We start from the raw sequence: 20,885 nt of genomic DNA on the forward strand, positions 1-20,885 counted from the left end.
ACGTCTGCTCGCGCTCCCGGCTTTCGGGAGCCAGTGCCTCAAGGGCTCGCTTCACGGGCCGGGTCCCAGCGCTCGCGTGGCTTGGGACAGCTCGCGTCGGGTACAGCGCACGCAGGGTGCAGAATCCCACGCGGGGTGTTGGAAGCCCCCCGGAGGCCGCACGGGATGTGCGCCAGCGGGCGCGGGGATCCAGATCCGACGCGTCAGCGCTGGACGGAGACCGGCACCACACCGTCCTTCGGAGCGGTGGGCATACGGGTCATGGACCAGTCCACGTCCGCCGGCAGCTGCATGTCGAGCTGCGCCAGCTCGGCGACGGTCAGGGCCAGCTGTCCGACCGCGACCCACTCACCGGGGCAGCGGTGGCCGGTCTGGGCAGTGCCGCCGCCCTGGGGGATGAAGTGGTCCGACTCACGGTGCGAGGGGTCGTCCAGGAAGCGCTGGGGATCGAAGCTGTTGGGCCGGTCCCAGCTGCGCTCGTCGTGGTTGGTGCCATAGAAGTCCAGGAGGATCCGCTGGCCCTTCTTCACCTGCTCACCCTGGAATTCGAAGTCCTTCTTGGCAATGGCCGGGAGCATCGGAACGAAGGGGAAGTGGCGACGCACCTCCTCGGCAAAGGACGTGGCCACCGGACCCTCGATCGTGGTGCCGCGTTCGGTCACCTCGGCACGAATCCGGTCGAGCCAGTCCGGATGCTCGGCCAGCGCCACCGCAGCGAAGGCGGCGAAGCGACACACGGCGATGGTGGGGCGGATCAGGTTCTGCAGCTCCACGCCCGCCAGGTGGTCGTCGAGCTTGCTGCCGTCGGCCTCCACATGGTCCAGCACCATCTGGAAGGGCGAGTCATCGGCAACGGTGATCTCACCGGCACGCGCCTTGCGGACCTGCTCGGTGAACCACTCGTCCATCGTGGTGCGGTCCTTGCGGGTCTTCAGCCAAGCGGGGCCGGGCACCGCGAAGCCGTCGACGATCTCGGCCTGGGTGGTCGCGATCCAGTCCCGGGTCTGGTCATCGACGTCGAGTCCGGCCCACCGGATGATGCTGCGGCCGTAGACCAGGACGGCGGCGTCGTAGACGGACAGCTCCTCACCCTGCGTCCAGAGCTCGATGATCTTCTCCCACTCCAGACGTGCGTCGGCGAGCAGGTTGTCGACGCGGGGGCGGTCCATGGCGGCGCGCACGAACATCGCCTTGCGGACGCGGTGCTGCTCGCCGTCCAGACCGTGCACCGAGCCCTTGCCGAACAGTCCGCCGCCCACCACCGACGGCATGGCGTCGGTGCGCTGCACCTTGTCCTGGTCGTAGAAGAGTCGAACTCCCTCCTCGCCGTTGACGAGCAGCGCCCGGCTGCCCAGCACCTTGACGGGCAGCCGCGTGGCGGCCTGCCCGTCGCCGCTGCCGGCGCGCAGGCGAGTGGTCCAAAGGTAGCCCTGGGAAACGAAGTCGATCGTGCGGTCCTTGGTAGCGCTCATGTCTCCACCCTGTTCGACGCCGGTAGGTGGGGCAAGGGGCAATGCCTGCGCCGGAAGCGAAATGGCCCCACACCGGGGGGGGGTGTGGGGCCATGGATTCGGCTCGCGGCTGACAGCCAGGGGCAGCGCCCTGGACGAGGTCTCAGTAGACGTGCTCGAGCTTGCCGGTGTCCACGTCGTAGATGAAGCCGCCGATCTTGGTGCGCGGCTTGATGGCCGGGTGGGAGCGCAGCAGCCGGGTGTCGAAGTCCAGCGTGCGGTCCTGCTCGGGATTGGCGCCGAAGGTCATGCCGCGCAGATCCATCTTGCTCTTCTCGATGATCTTGTCGGCAACGTCCTCATCGGTGCCGGAGGCCATCGCGCAGCGGGTGTGCTGGACCACCATGATGCGGTTCACGTTGAGCAGGTGGCTGCCCACGATGCAGCCGGTCAGCACGTCCGGGGTGACTCGTCCGCCGGGCGAGCGCAGGATCTTGGCATCGCCCAGCTTCAGGCCGAGCATGGCCAGCGGCTCGATCCGCGAGTCCATGCACGTGATGACGAGAACGCCGGCACGGGCGATGCCGTCGAAACCGCCGTCGTGGAAGTCCTCGGCATAGTGGTCATTTGCTTCCAGAAGGTCGTTGAAGTCACCCATGGGAAAAACCTACAACCGTCCAGCCCCACACGGTGCCGCGATCACGATGGAAAACAGTACCGATCAGAGCAATGTGTCCTGGCCCTCGTCCTCGCCGGCAGCAGGGGCATCGTCGGCGATCCTGTCGTCCTGGCCCGGAGCGGTTCTCGACGAACCGCTCTCGGCAACATCGTCCTGCCGTTCGTCGGCCGCCTCGGCTGCATCGCCGGCCTCGGTGCGCAGGCCGAGTGCCCTGGTGGCGACGGCCGCAACCGGCTGACCCGTCGGGATGCCGGAGCCGTCGCGCTTGCCGGTGGCCGGCGGCAGGCCGATCGCGGCACCGCTGTTGGCGCAGGCGATGGCCGGCTCCGGGCCCACCCAGGCCAGTACCAGCGCGTCCTCCCCGCGCAGGAAACGGTGACAGCGCACGCCACCGGTGGCGCGACCCTTGGCGGGGTACTCCTGGAAGGGAGTCACCTTCACCGATCCGACCTCCGTGCCGGGGGTGGCCGACGAGGAACCGGAGATGGTCACCACCACCGATCCGGACAGGGGAGCGGCGCCGAACCAGATGGCGCGGGCGTCGGAGCCGAGCTTGATGCCGGCCACCCCACCACCGGAACGGCCCTGGGCTCGGACGGCCGTCGCCGGGAAGTGCAGCAGCTGGGCATCACTGGAGACGAAGACCAGGTGTTGGTTCTCGTCGGTCAGTTCCAGGGCGCCCACCAGCTCGTCCTTGGGCGCGAGGCGGATGATCTCCCAGGAGTCCTTGTTGAGCACCTCCGGATTGACCCGCTTCACCACGCCCTGACGGGTGCCCACGGCCAGGCCGAGCGATCGCTCGTCGAGGCTGGTCAGGGCGATGGGGCGTTCACCCTTCTCAAAGGCATAGAGCTCGTCTGCGCGCGAGCCCCCCTGCAGGTTGGGCGAGCTGGCAGTCGGCACGACGGTGGGAAGTTCGATGGCCCGGGCCCGGATCAGTCTGCCCTGGTTGGTGACGACGCCGAATTCCGAGTGACTGGTGGTGCGGATGGCCGAGGCGATGACATCATGCTGCGCCCGGCCGCCGCCGATGGCCACCTCATCGGGCGTGTCCATCCGGGCCAGCAGTCCGGTGGCGCTCATCATCACCCAGCACGGCTCGTCCGGCACCTCGAGCGGCGTCGCCTTGGCGCTGGTGACCTCACCGGAGCTGGCCAGGAGCACGGTGCGACGAGGATCGCCATAGGTCCGCGCCACCTCGGCCAGCTCGTCGCCCACGAGCCGGGCCAGCACCTCGCGGTCCTCGACGATCTCGGTCAGGCGGGCGATGGTCTCGTGCAGTTCGTCGCGTTCCTTCTCCAGTTCGATGACGCTGAACTTCGTCAGGCGACGCAGCGGGATGTCCAGGATGTCATTGGCCTGCACCTCGGTGAGCTCGAAGGCCTCCATCAACTTGGCGCGGGCCTGGGCCACGTCGTCGGATCCGCGGATGATCGCGATCACGTCGTCAATGTCGACGATGGCCAGGAGCCTGCCCTCGACGATGTGCAGGCGGTCCTTGGCCTTGCCCAGACGGAACTGGGTGCGGCGCAGGGTCACGTCGAAGCGGTGGTCCAGGAAGACCTGCATCAGGTCCTTGAGTCCCAGGGTGCTGGGCTGCCCGTCAACGAGCGCCACATTGTTGATGCCGAAGGAGTCCTCCAGCTTGGTGCTCTTGTAGAGCTGCTGCAGCATCGCCTCGGGGTTGATGCCGTTCTTGACCTCGATCACCAGCCGCGTGTGGTTGTTGATGTCGGACAGGTCCTTGATATCGGCAATTCCGGTGATCTTCTTGGACTGCACCAGGGTCTTGACCTGCTCGATGATCTTCTCCGGCCCCACGCTGTAGGGGAGCTCGGTGACCACGATTCCCTTGCGCCGGGGCGAGACCTGCTCGATGCGAGCGGTGGCGCGGATCTTGAAGGAACCGCGGCCGGTGGCATAGGCGTCGGCGATGCCGTCGAGCCCAATGATCTTGCCGCCGGTGGGCAGGTCTGGGCCCGGGATGAAGCGCATCAGCTCCTCGAGACTGGCATCCGGGTGCTTGATCAGGTGGCGCAGGCCCTGCACCACCTCCACCAGGTTGTGCGGTGGCATGTTGGTGGCCATGCCGACGGCGATGCCGGTGGCGCCGTTGACCAGCAGGTTCGGAAAGGCCGACGGAAGGACCGACGGCTCCAGCTGCTTGCCGTCGTAGTTCGGCTTGAAGTCGACGGTGTCCTCGTCCAGCCCACCGGTCATCGCCAGGGCGGAGGGGGCCATCCGGCACTCGGTGTAGCGCATGGCGGCCGGGCCGGCGTCCAGCGAGCCGAAATTGCCGTGGCCGTCGACCAGCGGCAGGCGCATGGACCAGGACTGGGCGGTGCGGACCAGGGCGTCGTAGATGGCGGTGTCGCCGTGCGGGTGCAGCTTGCCCATCACCTCGCCGACGACGCGAGCGCTCTTGACGTGCGACTTGTCGGGGCGGATGCCCATGTCGTCCATCGAGTACAGGATGCGACGCTGCACCGGCTTGAGGCCGTCACGGGCGTCGGGCAGAGCCCGGGCGTAGATCACCGAGTAGGCGTACTCGAGGAAGCTGGTCTCCATCTCCGACGAGACGTCGACATCGACGATGCGCTCCGTGTAGTCGTCGTCCTGCTCGTCGGTGGGGGTGGTCTTCCTGGTCGCCAAGGCGAGTTGCTCCTTCGGGTCTTGCGGGACCCCACATTTTCACTGATCGTGGGGGATGGGTGGCGCGGGGCGCGCCGGATGATGGCCGATCAGTCGTCTGCCTCGGCGAGCACGGCTCGCAGCCTGGGCCACAGCTCGTCGCCGTCCGGGGCGCGCACTTCTGGTACTCGTTCCGGGTTCCAGGCCATGTGGTCGTCGTCGCTGAGCACCGTGGTGGAGCCATGGGCCAAGACCTGCTCGGTCATGGAGAGCTGCCGGATGGCGATTGCCCGAACCCGGTCCGGCTGCAGTTCGGCGAACTCGGCGTACAGGCTCGGGTCGTGCTGACCGTCGTCGCCCACCAGCACCCACTTGATGTTGGGGAAGTCGCGGGCGAGCTCACGCAGGGACTGGCGCTTGTGGTCGGGACCGCTGCGGAACCACCCGGTATTGGTCGGGCCCCAGTCGGTGAGCAGCATGGCGCCCTTCGGAAAGCCGTGCCGGGCCAGGAAGCGGGTCAGGAAGGCATGAGTGTTCCAGGCTCCCGTGGAGACATAGATCACTGGAGCGCCGGGGTGCTCCGCCAGCATCTGCTGGTACATCCGGGCCATGCCGGGCACCGCCCGGCGTCCCTCCTCCGTGACGACGAAGGAATTCCAGGCAGCAATGAACAGACGGGGCAGGGAGGTGGAGATGACGGTGTCGTCCAGATCGCTGACCAGGCCGAAGGTCTCCTCGCTGGACACCACCTGCACCGGGACCAGCGAGACCTGGCCGTCGCGGGTGACCACCTCGGCCTCATGGATGCCCGGCTCCAGGTCATCGAGCTTGAGCCGGACGTCCACATAGCCGCCGCGATCGGCCCGCACCTCCATCCGGGAGCCGCGCATCTGCACCGTCACCTCGGCGCGCGGGACGGGGGCGCCGAAGAAGTTGCGCCAGCCGCGTTGCTGCAGAAATCCCTCCGCGGCTTGCCCCAGATGACTACGGGCGTCACGCGGTGTCAGGACCACGCGTGCGAGGACGCGGATGTGGTCGCTGGTGCCATAGCCGACGTAGGGGATGACCGTGGGGTGCCAGGAACTCTTCTCGAGTCTGCGGTTGACCCGCGTGCGCAGGTATTCCTCGGCACGGGCTCCGACGAAAGGTCTTGTCGACATGCGTCGAACTGTACCGACATGGGAGCATGGGCAGGTGAATGCCTCCATCGTGCTGCCCGCTGACCTGCGCACCCAGATCGCCGACTGCGGCTACTTCCCCGAGTTCGTCGCAGACTCCGTGGCCCTCGCGCTGGGGGGCGAGGAAGTGCTGACGCACCTGGTACACCACGAGGCAACCTTTGCCCACGACGAGATCCATCGCCACGTCACGGTTCTGGTGGTGACGGCCACCCGTCTGTTGGTGGTGCACACCGATGACGGGCCGGCCACGGACGCCCTGGGGCGCCCTGCCGCGGCCGATCGGGCCGTCACCTCCTGTGAGGCCATGCCCCTGCGGCAGGTCTCCCAGGTGGCACTGAGTCGCGTCGTCCAGCACCCGCAGAGCTACGGTTCCCCCTCTTCGGAGCTGGTGGAGACCTGGTTGACGATCGGCTGGGGCACCATGCGTCGAGTGGACCTGGAGCCAGCCGGGTGTGCTGACCAGTCGTGCACCGCCGACCACGGATACACCGGAACCCTGGCTGGCGACGACATCACGATCCGGATGAGTGCGGCCGCAGACGGTTCTGAGCAGGTCGCGCGCCTGGTGGCCTTCTCCACCCACCTGCAGCGTCTGGTGGGGCAGTCGCGGTGACCGGCCCTGCGACGGCCGGGCTGCCGTCCGACTTCGTCCTGCCCGACTACGGGCGCTCGACGCTCAGTGACCTGCTGCCCAGCGTCGGCGCGCACCTGGGAGTGTCCGGGTGCGACCGGGACCGGCTGGGGCTGCCCGTCGCCCAGCGCTATGTTGTCCTGTTGGTGGACGGTCTGGGTGACCAACTGCTGCGCCAGAGCCTGCAGCACACCGAGTACTTCAGCGAGGTCTACGGCGACGTGATCCCGCTGACCAGCGGCATTCCCTCCACCACCGCCACCTCGTTGACCTGCCTGGGCACGGGCTGCGTCCCCGGACGGCACGGCATGGCGGGCTACTCCTTCCTGGCACCCGGCGGCGGGCAGGTGATGAATGCCCTCACCTGGGAGGGCGGACCCGAGGACCCGCACTCCTTCCAGCCGCACGCAACGATGTTCGAACGTCTCGTCCAGGCCGGGGTTGCGGTGGAGTCCGTCGGGCCGGCCAGATTCGCCGACTCCGGGCTCACGACGGCTGCCCTGCGCGGTCCTGTCTTCACGGGGATCGACGAGACCGACGCGCAGGAGCGGATCGATGCCACCGTCCGGGCGAGCCGCGCTGGCTCGCGAAGCGTGGTCTACGTCTACGAGCGCAGCCTCGACCACACGGGGCACGGCAGGGGAGTGGCCTCCAGCGAGTGGCTGGCGACGCTCACCGCCGTCGACGCCTTTGCTGGCCGGCTCCGCGAGGCGCTCGACGACGAGGTCTGCCTCCTGGTGACGGGTGACCACGGCATGGTGGACGTACCGCCGCAGCGTCACATCCTGGTGGAGGACGTCCCGTCGCTGCAGCGGGGCGTCGATGTCCTTGCCGGAGAGGGGCGGCTGCGTCAGGTGTGGACTCGCGACGTGGAGGCCGTGCGCTCCCGATGGGGCGCCGAGCTGGGCGAGCGCGCCGTGGTCACCACCCGAGAGGACGCCATCGAGCAGGGTTGGTTCGGGCCGATGGACGGGCAGGTCAGAGACCGGTTCGGAGACGTCCTGGTGGCGATGCGTGATGACTGGGCGGTCATGTCCCGCGCCCTGCCCGGCGAACTTGGCCTGGTGGGCCAGCACGGTTCGCTGACCGAGCGCGAGATGCGCGTGCCGCTTCTGGTCGACCATCCCGAGAGCTGGTGACGTGACAGGTGGCTGAACTGGTCTTCTTCACCGGGCCGATGGACTGTGGCAAGTCGACCCTGGCGCTGCAGATGGACTACACCCAGAGCTCCCATGGCCGCGTCGGGCAGCTCTTCACACGTTTCGACCGCGCGGGGGAGGCGGTCATCACCAGTCGGATCGGCCTGTCCCGGGCGGCCACCGAGGTGGACGACGACTTCGGCTTCATGGCGCACGTCGTGAACCACCTCACCTCCGGTGGCCGGCTGGACTACATCATCTGCGACGAGACCCAGTTCTTCGTACCTGCCCAGATCGATGAGCTGGCCAGGATCGTCGACGAGCTGGGGATCGACGTCTTCGCCTTCGGCATCCTCAGCGACTTCCGGACCGAGATGTTCCCCGGCTCCAAGCGGCTGGTGGAACTGGCCGACCGGGTGGAGATGCTGCAGGTGCAGCCGTTGTGCTGGTGTGGCGAGCGGGCCACCCACAATGCCCGCACCGTCAACGGGGTGATGGTGGTGGAGGGCAGCCAGGTGGTGGTGGGCGACGTCCAGGGCTCGGGTGACGAGAATTCCGTGCGCTATGAGGTGCTGTGCCGCAAGCACCACCGCCAACAGCTCACCAAGAAGCGATCCGCCCAGCAGCTGCAGCCGGACCAGTTGCCCTTCCAGGAGACCGATGATGACACCGACTGACCACCTCATCTGCGCCGAGGAGCTGAGGGGGCTCATCGCGTCGGACGCTGAATCCCCGCTGGTGGTGGACGTGCGGTATCGATTGGGCCAGCCGGACTTCGGCCGTGAGCAGTACCGCGCAGGGCACATTGCGGGTTCGGTCTTCGTCGACGTCGAGACCGGACTCTCCTCCCCGCGTTCCGATCGAGAGGGCGGGCGTCATCCGCTGCCGGGCCAGGAGAAGTTCCAGGCCGTGATGCGTCGTGCCGGGCTGCACCGCAACCAACCTGTGGTGGCGGTGGATGCCGGAGACCATCTGGCCGCCGCCCGCCTGTGGTGGCTGCTGCGCCACCACGGACACCCCGCAGTGCGTGTCCTGGACGGTGGAATCCCTGCGTGGACGGCCGCCGGGGGAGAGCTCGTGCCGGAGGCAGCGAACCCGTCGGACACCGACGGTGCCGGCGAGGGCGACTTCGTGGCCACCGCAGGGCGACTGCCCGTGGTCACCGCCGACGAGATCCCCGGCCTGTTGGCCGCTGGCCGTCGTCTGGTGGATGTTCGGGCGGCGGAACGCTTTCGCGGGCAACGGGAACCGATCGATCCCGTGGCGGGGCACATCCCCGGGGCCGAGAACCGCCCGGCAGCGGAATTGCTGGCCCAGAGCGGGGGATTCGTGGACCGTGCGGAGCTGCACCGACTCCTCGGGGATCTCCGGGAGGGCGACGCGCTGAGCTGCGGCTCCGGCCTGACGGCCACCCAGGTGATGTTGGCTGCCGAGATTGCCGGTGTGGAGGGCCTGTCCCTGTATGCGGGGTCCTGGTCGGACTGGATCACGAATGGCGCCCGTGGCATTGCCGTCGGCATCTGACAGACTGGACCACGAGAGCCTCAGGACATTGGCAACGCTCCCGCCGTGACAAATGCATCGCGGAGGCGGAAGATGGACTGGTCGTCGGCACCCGTCGTGGTGCGGACGCCCAGCGACAGAAAGGACGCAGCGTGATCCCACGCGAGGAACCCGGCCCGATCATCAACGGCCTTCCGACGAACCTTCCGGATGTCGATCCGCAGGAGACGGCCGAGTGGCTCGAGTCGCTCGACGGCATCATCGACGACCAGGGTCGCAACCGGGCGCGCTATGTGATGCTCAAGCTGCTGGAGCGTTCGCGCGAGCGTCAGATCGGTGTCCCGTCGCTGACCAGCACCGACTATGTGAACACCATCCCGCCCTCGCAGGAGCCCGCCTACCCGGGCGACGAGCAGCTGGAGCGTGGCTACCGCCGCCTGCTGCGCTGGAATGCCGCGATGACGGTGCACCGTGCCCAGCGTCCCGGCATCGGCGTGGGCGGCCACATCGCCTCCTATGCCTCGGCCGCGACCCTCTACGAGGTGGGCCTCAACCACTTCTGGCGTGGTCAGGACCACCCGGGTGGCGGCGATCAGGTCTTCTTCCAGGGGCACGCCAGCCCCGGCATGTATGCCCGTGCCTTCCTGGAGGGACGCCTCAGCGAGGCGGACCTGGACGGCTTCCGTCAGGAGAAGAGCCACATCGTCGACGGCAGGATCCGCGCCCTGCCCTCCTATCCGCACCCGCACCAGCTGCCGGACTTCTGGCAGTTCCCCACGGTGAGCATGGGTCTGGGCCCGATGAATGCCATCTACCAGGCCCAGTTCAACCGTTACCTGCACAACCGTGGCATCAAGGACACCTCCGACCAGCGCGTCTGGGCCTTCCTGGGCGATGGCGAGATGGACGAGCCGGAGTCGCGTGGTCTGCTGCAGCTGGCGGCCAACGAGGAGCTCGACAACCTCACCTTCGTGGTCAACTGCAATCTGCAGCGCCTGGACGGCCCGGTGCGCGGCAATGGCAAGATCATCCAGGAGCTGGAGGCCTTCTTCCGTGGCGCCGGCTGGAATGTGATCAAGGTGATCTGGGGACGCGGTTGGGATCCGCTGCTGGCCCAGGACACCGATGGTGCGCTGGTGAACCTGATGAATGCCACGCCCGACGGCGACTACCAGACCTTCAAGGCCAATGACGGCGCCTACGTCCGTGAGCACTTCTTCAACAAGGACCCGCGCACCGCCGCGATGGTGGCCGGCTGGAGCGACGAGGAGGTCTGGAACCTCAAGCGTGGCGGTCACGATTACCAGAAGGTCTACGCGGCCTACAAGAGCGCCACCGAGTTCACCGGGGCCCCCACCGTGATCCTGGCCCAGACCATCAAGGGCTACTTCCTGGGCACCCACTTCGCGGGCCGCAATGCGACCCACCAGATGAAGAAGCTGGCGCTGGACGACCTCAAGGGCTTCCGCGACCGCCTGCAGATGCCGATCACCGACGCCCAGCTGGAGGAAAACCCCTACCAGCCGCCGTACGTGAACCCCGGCCCCGACGACGAGCGCATCAAGTACATGATGGAGCGCCGTCGTGAGCTGGGCGGTTTCATCCCGGAGCGTCGCCACACGCCCAAGAAGCAGCTCAAGCTTCCGGAGGAGAAGTCCTACGCCGGAGTGAAGAAGGGTTCCGGCAACCAGCAGATCGCCACCACGATGGCCTTCGTGCGCTTGCTCAAGGACCTGATGCGCGACAAGGAATTTGCTCCGCACGTCGTGCCGATCATCCCCGACGAGGCCCGCACCTTTGGCATGGACTCGTTCTTCCCGACGATCAAGATCTACAACCCGCACGGCCAGAACTACACCCCGGTGGACCACGAGTTGATGCTCAGCTACCGCGAGGCCAAGAATGGGCAGATCCTGCACCTGGGCATCAACGAGGCCGGTTCGATGGCCGCCTTCACCGCTGCCGCGACGTCGTACTCCACCCACGGTGTGCCGATGGTGCCGATCTACATCTTCTACTCGATGTTCGGCTTCCAGCGCACGGGCGACTCGATGTGGGCCGTCGCCGACCAGCTGGGGCGCGGTTTCCTGATTGGCGCCACGGCCGGCCGTACCACGCTGACCGGTGAGGGAACCCAGCACATGGACGGTCACAGTCCGCTGCTGGCCGCCACCAACCCGGCGATCGTCAGCTATGACCCGGCCTACTCCTACGAGATTGCGCACATCGTCAAGGACGGCCTGGGCCGTATGTATGGCGACAATCCCGAGGACGTCATCTACTACCTGACGGTGTACAACGAGCCGATCGTGCAGCCGAAGGAGCCGGAGGGCATCGACGCCGAGGGCATCATCAAGGGCATGTACCTGCTCCAGGAGGGCAGCTTCGAAGGTGTCGGGCAGGATGCCCGTCGCGCCCAGCTGCTGGCCTCGGGCGTCGGTGTGCCGTGGGCGCTGGAGGCGCAGGAACTGCTGAAGAAGGACTTCGGTGTGGTGGCCGACGTGTGGAGCGTCACCAGCTGGGGCGAGCTGCGTCGCGACGGGCTGGCCTGCGACGAGCACAACTTCCTCTACCCCCAGGAGGAGAAGAAGGTGCCCTACATCACCCAGAAGCTCGAGGGGCGCCCTGGTCCCGTGGTTGCGGTGAGCGACTACATGCGCGCGGTGCAGGACCAGATTGCCAACTGGGTGCCGGGTGACTTCATCAGCTTGGGCGCCGATGGCTTCGGCTTCTCCGACACCCGGGCGGCTGCCCGACGCTTCTTCCACATCGACGGCCCCTCCATCGCGGTGCGTGCACTGCAGATGCTGGCCGCCAAGGGCGAGGTGCCTGCCGAATGGCCGCTGCAGGCCGCGGAGAAGTACCAGTTGCTGGACGTCAACGCCGGCACCTCGGGCAATGCGGGCGGCGACGCCTGATTCCCGTCGGATGACGTGATTGGCCTGACAGGCCGTCCGGTGATGCCCGTTCCCTGACCAGAGGGCGGGCATCACCGCTTGTTCGTGCCTTCACTACCACCTGTGGTCCTCGATCTGGCAGGCTTGGACCAAGTCACGTGCCGGGCATGGTCCGGCCCAACAGGAAAGTGGGAAGACACGGTGGTAACCGCGGCACAGCCGGGGCAGAAGGTTGATGCGGCCAAGCGCATCGCACAGATGGGCCTCACGACGGGAATGGTCGTCCAGGAGATCGGCTGGGACAGCGATGTCGACGAGGATCTTCGCAATGACGTGATGGATGCCATCGACGCCGACCTGATCGAGGATGCCCTCGAGGCCGTCGACATGGTCCTGCTCTGGTGGCGCGACGAGGACGGCGATGTCGTCGACGGGCTGGTGGACTCCCTGACCGATCTGAGCAAGGGCGGGGTGATCTGGCTGATGACGCCCAAGGTGGGGCGCGACGGCTACATCGATCCCACTGATCTGGCCGAGGGCGTCAAGACGGCCGGACTGGCGCTCACTGCACCTGCAAACCTGACCCCTGACTGGCAGGGGCACAAGATCGTGCGCCCCAAGGGCGGCAAGAAGTAGTCTCCGCGCTGGCCCGTCGGTGCGGGTCAGGCGGTGATGTCGAAATTCTTGAGCTTCTTGCGGTCCTGCTTGCTGCCGGACTGCAGGGCCAGCAGCTCGGCATAGATGCCACCGGAGCGGGCCAGCTCCTCCGGCGTGCCGATCTCGTCCACCTGGCCATCCTTGAGCGTGACGATTCGGTCGACGCTGGCGATCGTGGACAGGCGGTGCGCGATGATGACGCTGGTACGTCCCTTCATGAGCCTGTCGAGTCCCTGCTGGACCAGACGTTCGCTCTTGGAGTCCAGCGCACTGGTCGCCTCGTCGAGGACCAGGATGGGGGCGTCCTTGAGCATGGCGCGCGCAACCGCGATGCGCTGCTTCTGGCCGCCGGAGAGCTTGAGGCCCCGTTCGCCGATCAGCGTGTCATAGCCCTGTTCGAAGCCCATGATGAAGTCGTGCGCATTGGCCTCCCGGGCTGCCTGCTCGATTTCGGCGTCACTGGCGCCCGGATGGGCGTAGGAGATGTTCTCCCGGATGCTGCCGCTGAACAGGCTCGCGTCCTGGAAGACGACCCCCACGCTACCGCGCAGCAGTTCGGCCGGCGTCTGGTCGATGGAGTGGCCCGCCACGCGCACCTGGCCGGAACGCAGCTGGTACAGGCCCAGCAGGAGGCTCACCAGAGTGGTCTTTCCGCCGCCGGATTCGCCGACGAAGGCGACTCGTTCGCCTTGGCGGATGGCGAAACTCACGTCGTGCACCACATCCACGCCGTCCTCGTAGCCGAAGGTCGCGTCGCGGAACTCGATCATCGGCTCGTCGGGGGCCAGCTCGCGTCGCCCGCCCACCACGGGGTCGGCGAGCTCGTCGCGCTCCTGCTCCTCGGCCATCACCTCGAAGTAGTCGCGACTGCCAGCGATGGCACGCTGGGCCGTGTCAACGAGATAGCTCATCATCATGGCCGGTTGCTTGGCCAGGTTGACGAGCTGGATCAGGAGCACCATCACGCCCACGGTGAAGGCGCCCTGCACGGTGCGGACGAAGATCAGCGCGTGGATGCCGAAGAAGATCAGGTTCATCGCACCGCGGCGGGCGGCGTCCATGGAGTGCCAGTAGCGCGACTGGCTCCTGGTGAGGCCGATCGTGGCGTCGTAGTGATCACTGAAGCTGGCCAGCTCGCGCTTCTCCTGCACGAAGGACTTCACGACGCGAATCTGGCCGATGACCTCGGCAAACCGACCGCCAGCGATGTCGACGTGGCTGTTCTTCTTGGCCTCCAGCTTCTGCCAGCGCTTGCTGGTGAGGGTGGTCAGCCACATGTAGGTGGGAAAGACCACCAGCAACATCACAGAGATCCACGGCGAGTACCAGGCCGTGATGGCCAGGGATGCCACCAGGGTGAGCATCATCGGGAAGAAGTTGTTGCTGGCGCTCTGCATGAACTGGGTGGTCTCCGTGATGGAGCGGTTCAGGCGGCTGATCACGGTGCCGGTCAACGCGGTGTCGTAGTAGCGCTGGGGGAGGGTGAGCAGCTTGTGGAAGTAGCGCTGTGACAGCCGGGTGCGCAGGCGAGCGGCCATCACGTCGCCCAAGTAGCCGCCGACATTGCTGATGATGGTGTTGGAGAGGTCAGCAATCAACAGCGCCACGGCCAGCCAGAGCACGACGCTGATGCCTCCGCCACGGCCCTGGAGACTGGCCACCACCTCGTCGGTGGCCTCCTTGATGATGAAGGGGGTCAGCAGGGAGGTCGCCGCCGTCAGCAGCGAGCAGATGATGATGCCCCAGTAGTACCAACGCAGTTCCTTGACGGCGGCAAGGATCTGGACAAGGCTGCGCACAACAGGCTCCTGGATGGTTCGAGATCGCCGGGCTTTCGACGGCAGGCCAGTCTACGCCGACGGGTAGGCTGGATTCCCCGAACCCAGGAGGCATCGGCATCATGGCGAGTACGGATCCACGGACAGGGACCAGTCGATGGCCCTTGTGGGCGACGGTCGTCGCCATGGCATGCACCATCACCAGCCAGGTTCTCCAGCTGGTGGACGGTGGTGGCCTCCGGTCGCTGTCGATCGCACTGATCGTCGCGTCGTCCGGCGTGTTGGTTGCCTGCCTGGTGCTGCTCGCCCGTTCCCGAGGAGGTCGTGATGACTGAACCGATGACCGTGGCGTTGGCACAGGTCCGGGCCACCAGGGACCCCGCGACGAACCTCGACCTGGTGCGTCGGTTCACCGCAGAGGCGGCCGGCCGGGGGGCCGGGCTCGTGGTCTTCCCGGAGGCCACGATGGTGCGCTTCGGCCCGGACCCCCGCGAGGCCGCGGAGGAATGGTCCGAGAGGTGGCTGGCCGCCCTTCCGGAGATAGCCCGGGAGCACGGCGTCGTCCTGGTGGCGGGGATCTTCACCCCCTCCGACGACGGCAGGGTGCGCAACCGCGTGCTGGTGACGGACGGACAGGCAACCGAGACCCACTACGACAAGATCCACTTGTTCGATGCCTACGAGACCAAGGAGTCCGATCACACGGAGCCGGGAGACCAGCTGGTGGACGTCGAGGTCCTGGGCACTCGGCTGGGGCTGACCACCTGTTACGACGTGCGTTTCGCAGACCAGTTCACCAGCCTGGGACGCCGGGGGTGCCAGATCATCTGCCTGCCCACGGCTTGGGCGGACGGTCCGCGCAAGGCCGAGCAGTGGGAGCTGTTGGTCCGGGCGCGCGCGATGGATGCCCAGGCATTCGTCCTGGGCTGTGACCAGGCATTCGATCCGGAGGCCAGGCTGAGCTTCGGCGTCGGGGGTTCGCTGGTGGCCGGGCCCCTGGGTGAGGTGATTGCCCAGGCCGGCTCTGACGAGGAACTGCTCGTCGCAGACCTCGACCTGGCGGTCGTGGACCGCGCCAGGGGTCAGGTTCCGGTCTTGCAGGCCTCCCGGCGCTGAACCCCACCCCGCCGCCACCGGGGCTCACGGATCAGCCGACGTGGAGCTGGGGGCGCCAGCGTTCCTCCGGTTCCGCCTTGCGCAGCACCTCGTGGACCAGCGGAGGAGTGTCCCCCTCTCCGGAGACCAGGAAGCGCAGCATGTTCTGGCCGGGGCTGCGTTCGCTCCACTCGAAGTAGCAGTGGGGCGGTTCGCTGGCCTGCTTGTTCACCTCCAGCAGCACGGCGGCGATCACATTGGGTACGGCGGTGCCTCGGGCCTGGAGCACGCGGTGGCGCCCGACCCGTCGGGCGGTGACGTCCACCGGTGCCTCAAAGTCCGAGGCGTCACTGATGGTGGCCTCCAGGAAGACGACTGCCGCACCCCGGGGGATGTGGTTGTCGAGCCGTACCTCGAGCGCCTTGGCGTCGTATTCGTCCAGGGTGCCGGTGTGCCGTTTGTGGGCGATGAATCGCAGTGGCTGCTCCTGTTGGAGGGCGTCGTGCACCATGCGCCGGGCATCGTCGTCGAAGTTCACCTCGGGTACGCGCAGTTCCGTGGAGCGGTTGGCGCGCGACCAGACCGAGACCACCATGATGGCCGCGACGAAGAGCAGGGCGATCCACAGTCCGCCCGGCTGGGTGAGGACATTCTGGATGAAGGTGTAGATGAAAATGGCGCTGATCACACTGAAGTAGATGCCGACCACCATGCGTCGCCGACGCAGTTCCGTCAGGGCCACGGCCACGGCCGCGGAGGTCATCAGGGCCAGCACGCCGGTGGCATAGGCAGCGGCCTGGTCATCCACGCTGGCGTTGAAGATGATCGTGACCGTGCAGGCGATCGCCCAGATCACGACGGCCAGGGGACGCAGACCCCGCGACCAGTCGGGCGCCATGCCGAAGCGGGGGAGGTAGCGGGGCACCACATTGAGCAGTCCCGCCATGGCCGAGGCGCCGGCGAACCAGAGGATGGCAATGGTCGCGATGTCGTAGGCCGTGCCGAATCCCTCGCCCAGCAAGGCATGGGCCACATAGGCCAGCGCACGCCCATTGGCCTCGCCGCCGGGCTGGAACTCGGCCGGCGGGATCAGCAGGGTGGTTGCGATGGATGATCCGATGAGCAGCACGCTCATCATCAGTGCGGCGGTGGCCAGCAACTTCTTGGTGTTGCGGATACGGCCAGCCGGGTTTCCCTGGGTGTCGCTGTTGGCGCCCCGCACCTGCGGCATGACCAGCACGCCGGTCTCGAAGCCGGACAGGCCCAGCGCGAGGGCCGGGAAGACGAGCATGGCGGCTCCGAAGACGCCCAGCCAGTTGCCATTCTCCTGCACCGCGGCGGCACTCCAGTTGCTGACCAGTTCGGGGTGATGGAGCACTTCCAGCAGACCTCGGGTGATCACGACGACGGACAGCCCCAGATAGGCCGCGACGAGGACCACGGCGACCCCGATCGCCTCGCTGAACCCCTTGAGGAAGACTGCGGCCAGCAGCGTCAGCAGCAGGAGTGTGACGACCACCTGGTGACCGGTCAGGGCGTCCTTGAGCAGTGGATTCTCCACCATGTGTGCGGTCGCGTCGGCGGCGGAGAGGGTCATGGTGAAGATGAACCCGGTGGCGATGAAGCCGATCAGACTGAGCACCAGGATCTTGCTCGGCCAGTAGGTCAACAGCCTTTCCAGCATGGAGAGCGAACCGTCGCCGTTCGGGCTCTCCTCGGCCACGCGGCGGTACATTGGCAGCGCGCCGAACAAGGTGATCAGCACCAGGACGAGGGTGGCCACCGGTGCCAGGCGGCCGGCGGCGATTGCCGCGATGCCCGGTTGGTATCCCAGCGTGGAGAAGTAGTCGACGCCGGTCAGGCACATGACGGCGAACCAGGCCTTGGCATGGGTCTGGTCCAGAGGGGTGTTGGGGTCGGCCCGGTGGCCGCCCGACTGGTCCTGCTCGCGAGCAAGGAACCAGTGCAGGAAGCGGGTCTTGGTGCCCGCGGTCGTACTCACTGCCAAAGCGTAGATCCGCACCCGCCCGGCAGCGAAACGGGGCCCGGCATCACGTGGATGTCGGGCCCCGCGTCGGGACCGGTGCAGACCTCAGTGGGCCGCGTGGGTCTTCGTGTCCTTGATCTGCGACGAGGCGCCCTGCTGCTTGGCGTCGTCCGCCTCACCACCGGGATTGCGGTTCTCGGCCTGGGCCGCTTCCACCTTGGCACGGATCTGGGCGCCCGTGGTCGGGTCGACGGCCATCCAGTAGGCGAAGGCACGCTCCAGGACGTCGCCCTTCACGCCGCCCAGCAGGTGGCCCGCGACGGTGTCCACGAAGCGGGCGCGCTGGGCGTCGTCCCAGACCTCGCGGATCAGGGTGCCGGCCTGGCCGAAGTCGTCGTCCTCGGCGCGCAGCGTGTAGGCCTGCCGCACCATCTCACCGTCGGACTCCCAGCTCTCGTCCACCTGGCCCACCTCGTCGGAGTAGGGACGTCCCATGGAGTTGGGCGCGTAGGTGGCCGCCGTCTTGCCCTGCAGATAGTTCATCTGACCGTCGATGGCGTAGAAGTTGTGGTTCTCCACACCCTTGGGCTGGTTGACGGGCAGCTGCTCGAAGTGGGTACCGATCCGGGCGCGGGCGGCATCCGGGTAGGCGAAGACACGGCCGAGCAGCATCTTGTCCGGGCTGAAGCCGATGCCGGGAACCAGGTTGGAGGGGCTCATCGCGGACTGTTCGATGTCGGCGAAGAAATTGTCCGGGTTCTTGTTCAGCGTCATCGTGCCCACCGGGATCAGTGGGTAGTCAGCGTGGGGCCACACCTTGGTCAGGTCGAAGGGGTTGAACCGGTAGGTCTTGGCCTCTTCATAGGGCATCACCTGCACCGAGAGCTTCCACTGCGGGAACTCTCCGCGCTCGATGGCATCCCACAGGTCCCGTCGGTGGTAGTCGGCGTCCTCGCCGGCGATCTCGGTGGCGCGCTCACCGGACAGGCCCTCGACGCCCTGCTGGGTGTGGAAGTGGTACTTGACCCAGAAGCGCTCACCGGCCTCGTTGATCCACATGTAGGTGTGGGAACCGTAGCCATTCATGTGGCGGTAGCTCTTGGGCAGGCCACGATCACCCATCAGGTAGGTGACCTGGTGGGCCGACTCGGGGTTCAGGCTCCAGAAGTCCCACTGCATGTTGTTGTCGCGCAGGCCATTGCCCGGCAGACGCTTCTGGGAGGCGATGAAGTGGGCGAACTTCTGCGGGTCACGGACGAAGAAGATGGGGGTGTTGTTGCCGACGAGGTCGTAGTTGCCCTCGGTGGTGTAGAACTTCAGGCTGAAGCCGCGCACATCACGCCAGGTGTCGGGGGAGCCCATCTCCCCGGCGACGGTGGAGAAGCGGGCCAACATCTCGGTCTTGACGCCCTTCTGGAAGAGGGCGGCCTTGGTGTACTGGCTGACGTCCTCGGTGGTCTCGAAGACGCCAAAGGCTCCGGAGCCCTTCGCGTGCGGGCGGCGCTCGGGAACATTCGTGCGGTTGAAGTGGGCGAGCGTCTCCACCAGGTGGACGTCGTGCAGCAGCAGCGGGCCATCGGGTCCGACGCTGAGGGAATTGCGGTCGCTGACGGCGGGCGCACCGTTGGAACGGGTCGATCCGGTGGGTTGAGCTCCGGCGGGCAGCGGGCCGAGGGTGGTTTCCTGGGGAACATGGCGATCGGTCATCGTGCGAGTCCTTTCTCGACGGGCGACTGTGGATCAGTGCACTATCCATCCTAACTGGAATCATTCCAGTTTATTCCCGTGTGCCGAGAGTTGTCTCCGTGTCACGAGCTCACCTATCTCGAAACGCCGACTGGCGCGGCTGGGGAGTGTCTTCGCCGTCGGGCAACCGTCAGCGACGAAGCGCTGTGCGAGCGCGTCGGAGGATCCCACGCAGACCGTCGCTTCCGGCGCTCACCAGGGGTCTTGCCGCGGTCTGGAGCTGGGTTGCCATCCGGCTCGCAGCACCGTCCACGGGTTGGCCCAGGGCATCGACCCAGACGCTGCCGGTCCACCAGATGGGGTGGCCCAGACGGGTGTCGAAGAACTGGGCGCCGATGGCGACTTCCTCGGCGCCCGGCCGGGGGCGGGCCCACCCGGCCCCGGTCGATGTCCAGGACTTCCCCAGGCCGCCGATGTTCAGGGTGCTGGCTACCACAGGATCCTCCGGGGCGCCCGGGGCGCCCGACGGGAGCTCAACGAGGCTCCCGCTCGGCAGGGGAGTGCTGTGGTGCTGGATGGCACGATCCTTGCGGACGTCGTGCCAGGAATCACCCGTGACGCGGGCGCGCTGGTTGCGATCGGGCTGCCAGGCATAGGCCGTCGTGGCCTGGCCCTGGACGCCTCCCTTGAATCGATTCCCCGACGCCGTGACCAGGCCACCGTGGCTCTCGGAGATGTCCAGCCACGCCTGGTGGTTCATCACGTAGACCTGGCAGCCTGTGGCCAGCACCTGGGGTCCGCTACCCGTCGCGTGGATGCCTCGGGAACCGACGGTGCGGGTCTCCATGTAGACGCCGAACAGGCTCACCATCATGGAGTCCGACAACGAGATCCCGGTGCTGTACTGCTCGATCGCCCCACCGTGGATGCTCACCAGGCTGCGATCGATCATCTCGATACCGCGACCATTGCTGCTGCCATCGGCCAACAGGCCGGAGATCCGGATGTCGTAGAGGCCCACGTTGTAGCAGTACTCCAGGCGTATGGCGGTCTGGTTCCGCCAGAAGTTGCAGTGGTTCACGTGGGCGTACCAGCACTTGCTCATGGTGAGCGCCAGTTCGGTCTGCCAGATGGTGACGTCGTCCAGGACGACCGCCGACGCGTTTGTGGCGTCGATGCCAATACTGCCGCCCACCTGGTCGCCTGGGCCAACCAGACGCAATTCCCGAACATTTGAGCAAGGGGCGAGCTTCAGGATGGGGGACGAATGAGTGGCGCTGATCTGGGCGCCGCGGACAGTGCCGGAACTCACGCCGCTCGTGGCGCCACTGCCGCGGAAGGTCTGCTGCGGGCGCCCCTGCAGGGGCGCCGAGACTCGGTAGGTGCCCAGCGGGAAGTAGATGGTGCCACCGTCGTCGGCCGCGTCGATGGCCCGCTGGATGGCAGCGGTGTCATCGGTGATGCCGTCGCCGGTGGCTCCGTGCGCGCGGACATCGGTCCATGGCTGCAGGGTGGCTTCGGAGCGATGGCCCGTGGCGGATGCATCGGGCGCCGGCAGGTCTGGTGTCAT

The 20,885-nt window shown here is 67.1% G+C and carries 16 protein-coding genes; 8 read left to right on the forward strand and 8 right to left on the reverse strand.

Annotated elements, in window-relative coordinates; translation table 11 throughout:
* Positions 1–203: 203 nt before the first annotated feature.
* The 4 genes from ACTQ49_RS00300 to ACTQ49_RS00315 all read right to left on the reverse strand — a co-directional run bounded on the left by ACTQ49_RS00300 (position 204) and on the right by ACTQ49_RS00315 (position 5,921).
* The gene (locus ACTQ49_RS00300) at positions 204–1,472 is read right to left on the reverse strand and encodes a cytochrome P450 (RefSeq protein ID WP_441825848.1); all 1,269 of its coding nucleotides are present in this window, start codon (positions 1,470–1,472) and stop codon (positions 204–206) included.
* A gap of 142 nt (positions 1,473–1,614) precedes the next feature.
* Positions 1,615–2,109 carry a beta-class carbonic anhydrase gene (locus tag ACTQ49_RS00305; protein ID WP_441825849.1) on the reverse strand — a complete coding sequence of 165 codons (495 nt, stop codon included), beginning with the start codon at positions 2,107–2,109 and terminating at the stop codon, positions 1,615–1,617.
* A 63-nt stretch (positions 2,110–2,172) separates the two neighbouring features.
* Positions 2,173–4,782, reverse strand: coding sequence for a DNA gyrase/topoisomerase IV subunit A (locus tag ACTQ49_RS00310; RefSeq protein WP_441825850.1), 2,610 nt, complete (start codon positions 4,780–4,782; stop codon positions 2,173–2,175).
* An 89-nt stretch (positions 4,783–4,871) separates the two neighbouring features.
* On the reverse strand, positions 4,872–5,921 hold the full coding sequence (locus ACTQ49_RS00315; protein WP_441825851.1) for an App1 family protein: 1,050 nt from the start codon (positions 5,919–5,921) through the stop codon (positions 4,872–4,874).
* Between ACTQ49_RS00315 and ACTQ49_RS00320 the strand changes: the two genes are divergently transcribed.
* From ACTQ49_RS00320 to ACTQ49_RS00345, 6 genes are all read left to right on the forward strand, one after another.
* The gene (locus tag ACTQ49_RS00320) at positions 5,920–6,555 is read left to right on the forward strand and encodes a DUF5998 family protein (protein ID WP_441825852.1); all 636 of its coding nucleotides are present in this window, start codon (positions 5,920–5,922) and stop codon (positions 6,553–6,555) included. The two genes, ACTQ49_RS00315 and ACTQ49_RS00320, sit on opposite strands and share 2 nt — an antisense overlap.
* Entirely contained in the window at positions 6,552–7,712 is a 1,161-nt protein-coding gene (locus tag ACTQ49_RS00325; protein ID WP_441825853.1) for an alkaline phosphatase family protein, read from the forward strand. The genes ACTQ49_RS00320 and ACTQ49_RS00325 overlap by 4 nt, the downstream gene beginning before the upstream one ends.
* Positions 7,713–7,720: 8 nt before the next feature.
* Positions 7,721–8,389: a thymidine kinase gene (locus ACTQ49_RS00330; RefSeq protein ID WP_441825854.1), complete on the forward strand. Its 669-nt coding sequence runs from the start codon at positions 7,721–7,723 to the stop codon at positions 8,387–8,389.
* Positions 8,376–9,236: a sulfurtransferase gene (locus ACTQ49_RS00335; protein ID WP_441825855.1), complete on the forward strand. Its 861-nt coding sequence runs from the start codon at positions 8,376–8,378 to the stop codon at positions 9,234–9,236. Before ACTQ49_RS00330 ends, ACTQ49_RS00335 begins: the two co-directional genes overlap by 14 nt.
* Positions 9,237–9,367: 131 nt before the next feature.
* Positions 9,368–12,133 carry a pyruvate dehydrogenase (acetyl-transferring), homodimeric type gene (aceE, locus tag ACTQ49_RS00340; RefSeq protein ID WP_441825856.1) on the forward strand — a complete coding sequence of 922 codons (2,766 nt, stop codon included), beginning with the start codon at positions 9,368–9,370 and terminating at the stop codon, positions 12,131–12,133.
* A gap of 237 nt (positions 12,134–12,370) precedes the next feature.
* The gene (locus tag ACTQ49_RS00345) at positions 12,371–12,748 is read left to right on the forward strand and encodes a DUF3052 domain-containing protein (protein WP_441826037.1); all 378 of its coding nucleotides are present in this window, start codon (positions 12,371–12,373) and stop codon (positions 12,746–12,748) included.
* Between the two features lie 26 nt (positions 12,749–12,774).
* On the opposite strand, the gene ACTQ49_RS00350 is transcribed toward ACTQ49_RS00345, so the two are convergent.
* Positions 12,775–14,568, reverse strand: a complete 1,794-nt coding sequence (locus tag ACTQ49_RS00350; protein WP_441825857.1) for an ABC transporter ATP-binding protein — start codon at positions 14,566–14,568, stop codon at positions 12,775–12,777.
* A gap of 164 nt (positions 14,569–14,732) precedes the next feature.
* Here ACTQ49_RS00350 and ACTQ49_RS00355 point away from each other — a divergent pair, with 164 nt between their 5' ends.
* Together ACTQ49_RS00355 and ACTQ49_RS00360 are read left to right on the forward strand one after the other, a co-directional pair.
* Positions 14,733–14,882 carry a hypothetical protein gene (locus tag ACTQ49_RS00355; RefSeq protein ID WP_441825858.1) on the forward strand — a complete coding sequence of 50 codons (150 nt, stop codon included), beginning with the start codon at positions 14,733–14,735 and terminating at the stop codon, positions 14,880–14,882.
* Positions 14,875–15,663, forward strand: a complete 789-nt coding sequence (locus ACTQ49_RS00360; protein WP_441825859.1) for a carbon-nitrogen hydrolase family protein — start codon at positions 14,875–14,877, stop codon at positions 15,661–15,663. The genes ACTQ49_RS00355 and ACTQ49_RS00360 overlap by 8 nt, the downstream gene beginning before the upstream one ends.
* A gap of 31 nt (positions 15,664–15,694) precedes the next feature.
* Here ACTQ49_RS00360 and ACTQ49_RS00365 read toward each other — a convergent pair whose 3' ends face one another.
* From ACTQ49_RS00365 to ACTQ49_RS00375, 3 genes are all read right to left on the reverse strand, one after another.
* The gene (locus tag ACTQ49_RS00365; protein WP_441825860.1) at positions 15,695–17,644 is read right to left on the reverse strand and encodes an amino acid transporter; all 1,950 of its coding nucleotides are present in this window, start codon (positions 17,642–17,644) and stop codon (positions 15,695–15,697) included.
* A 90-nt stretch (positions 17,645–17,734) separates the two neighbouring features.
* Positions 17,735–19,336: a catalase gene (locus ACTQ49_RS00370; protein ID WP_441825861.1), complete on the reverse strand. Its 1,602-nt coding sequence runs from the start codon at positions 19,334–19,336 to the stop codon at positions 17,735–17,737.
* Positions 19,337–19,505: 169 nt separating this feature from the next.
* The gene (locus tag ACTQ49_RS00375; protein WP_441825862.1) at positions 19,506–20,885 is read right to left on the reverse strand and encodes a glycosyl hydrolase family 28-related protein; all 1,380 of its coding nucleotides are present in this window, start codon (positions 20,883–20,885) and stop codon (positions 19,506–19,508) included.

Source organism: Luteococcus sp. Sow4_B9 (assembly GCF_052116585.1).
In the GTDB taxonomy this organism is placed as follows: domain Bacteria; phylum Actinomycetota; class Actinomycetes; order Propionibacteriales; family Propionibacteriaceae; genus Luteococcus.

Excerpts from the sequence above, each read along its gene's own strand:
- ACTQ49_RS00300 (WP_441825848.1), bottom strand. The coding sequence starts at position 1,472 with ATGAGCGCTACCAAGGACCGCACGATCGACTTCGTTTCCCAGGGCTAC.
- ACTQ49_RS00305 (WP_441825849.1), bottom strand. The coding sequence starts at position 2,109 with ATGGGTGACTTCAACGACCTTCTGGAAGCAAATGACCACTATGCCGAG.
- ACTQ49_RS00320 (WP_441825852.1), top strand. The coding sequence starts at position 5,920 with ATGCGTCGAACTGTACCGACATGGGAGCATGGGCAGGTGAATGCCTCC.
- ACTQ49_RS00315 (WP_441825851.1), bottom strand. The coding sequence starts at position 5,921 with ATGTCGACAAGACCTTTCGTCGGAGCCCGTGCCGAGGAATACCTGCGC.
- ACTQ49_RS00335 (WP_441825855.1), top strand. The coding sequence starts at position 8,376 with ATGACACCGACTGACCACCTCATCTGCGCCGAGGAGCTGAGGGGGCTC.
- ACTQ49_RS00345 (WP_441826037.1), top strand. The coding sequence starts at position 12,371 with ATGGGCCTCACGACGGGAATGGTCGTCCAGGAGATCGGCTGGGACAGC.
- ACTQ49_RS00355 (WP_441825858.1), top strand. The coding sequence starts at position 14,733 with ATGGCATGCACCATCACCAGCCAGGTTCTCCAGCTGGTGGACGGTGGT.
- ACTQ49_RS00360 (WP_441825859.1), top strand. The coding sequence starts at position 14,875 with ATGACTGAACCGATGACCGTGGCGTTGGCACAGGTCCGGGCCACCAGG.
- ACTQ49_RS00370 (WP_441825861.1), bottom strand. The coding sequence starts at position 19,336 with ATGACCGATCGCCATGTTCCCCAGGAAACCACCCTCGGCCCGCTGCCC.
- ACTQ49_RS00375 (WP_441825862.1), bottom strand. The coding sequence starts at position 20,885 with ATGACACCAGACCTGCCGGCGCCCGATGCATCCGCCACGGGCCATCGC.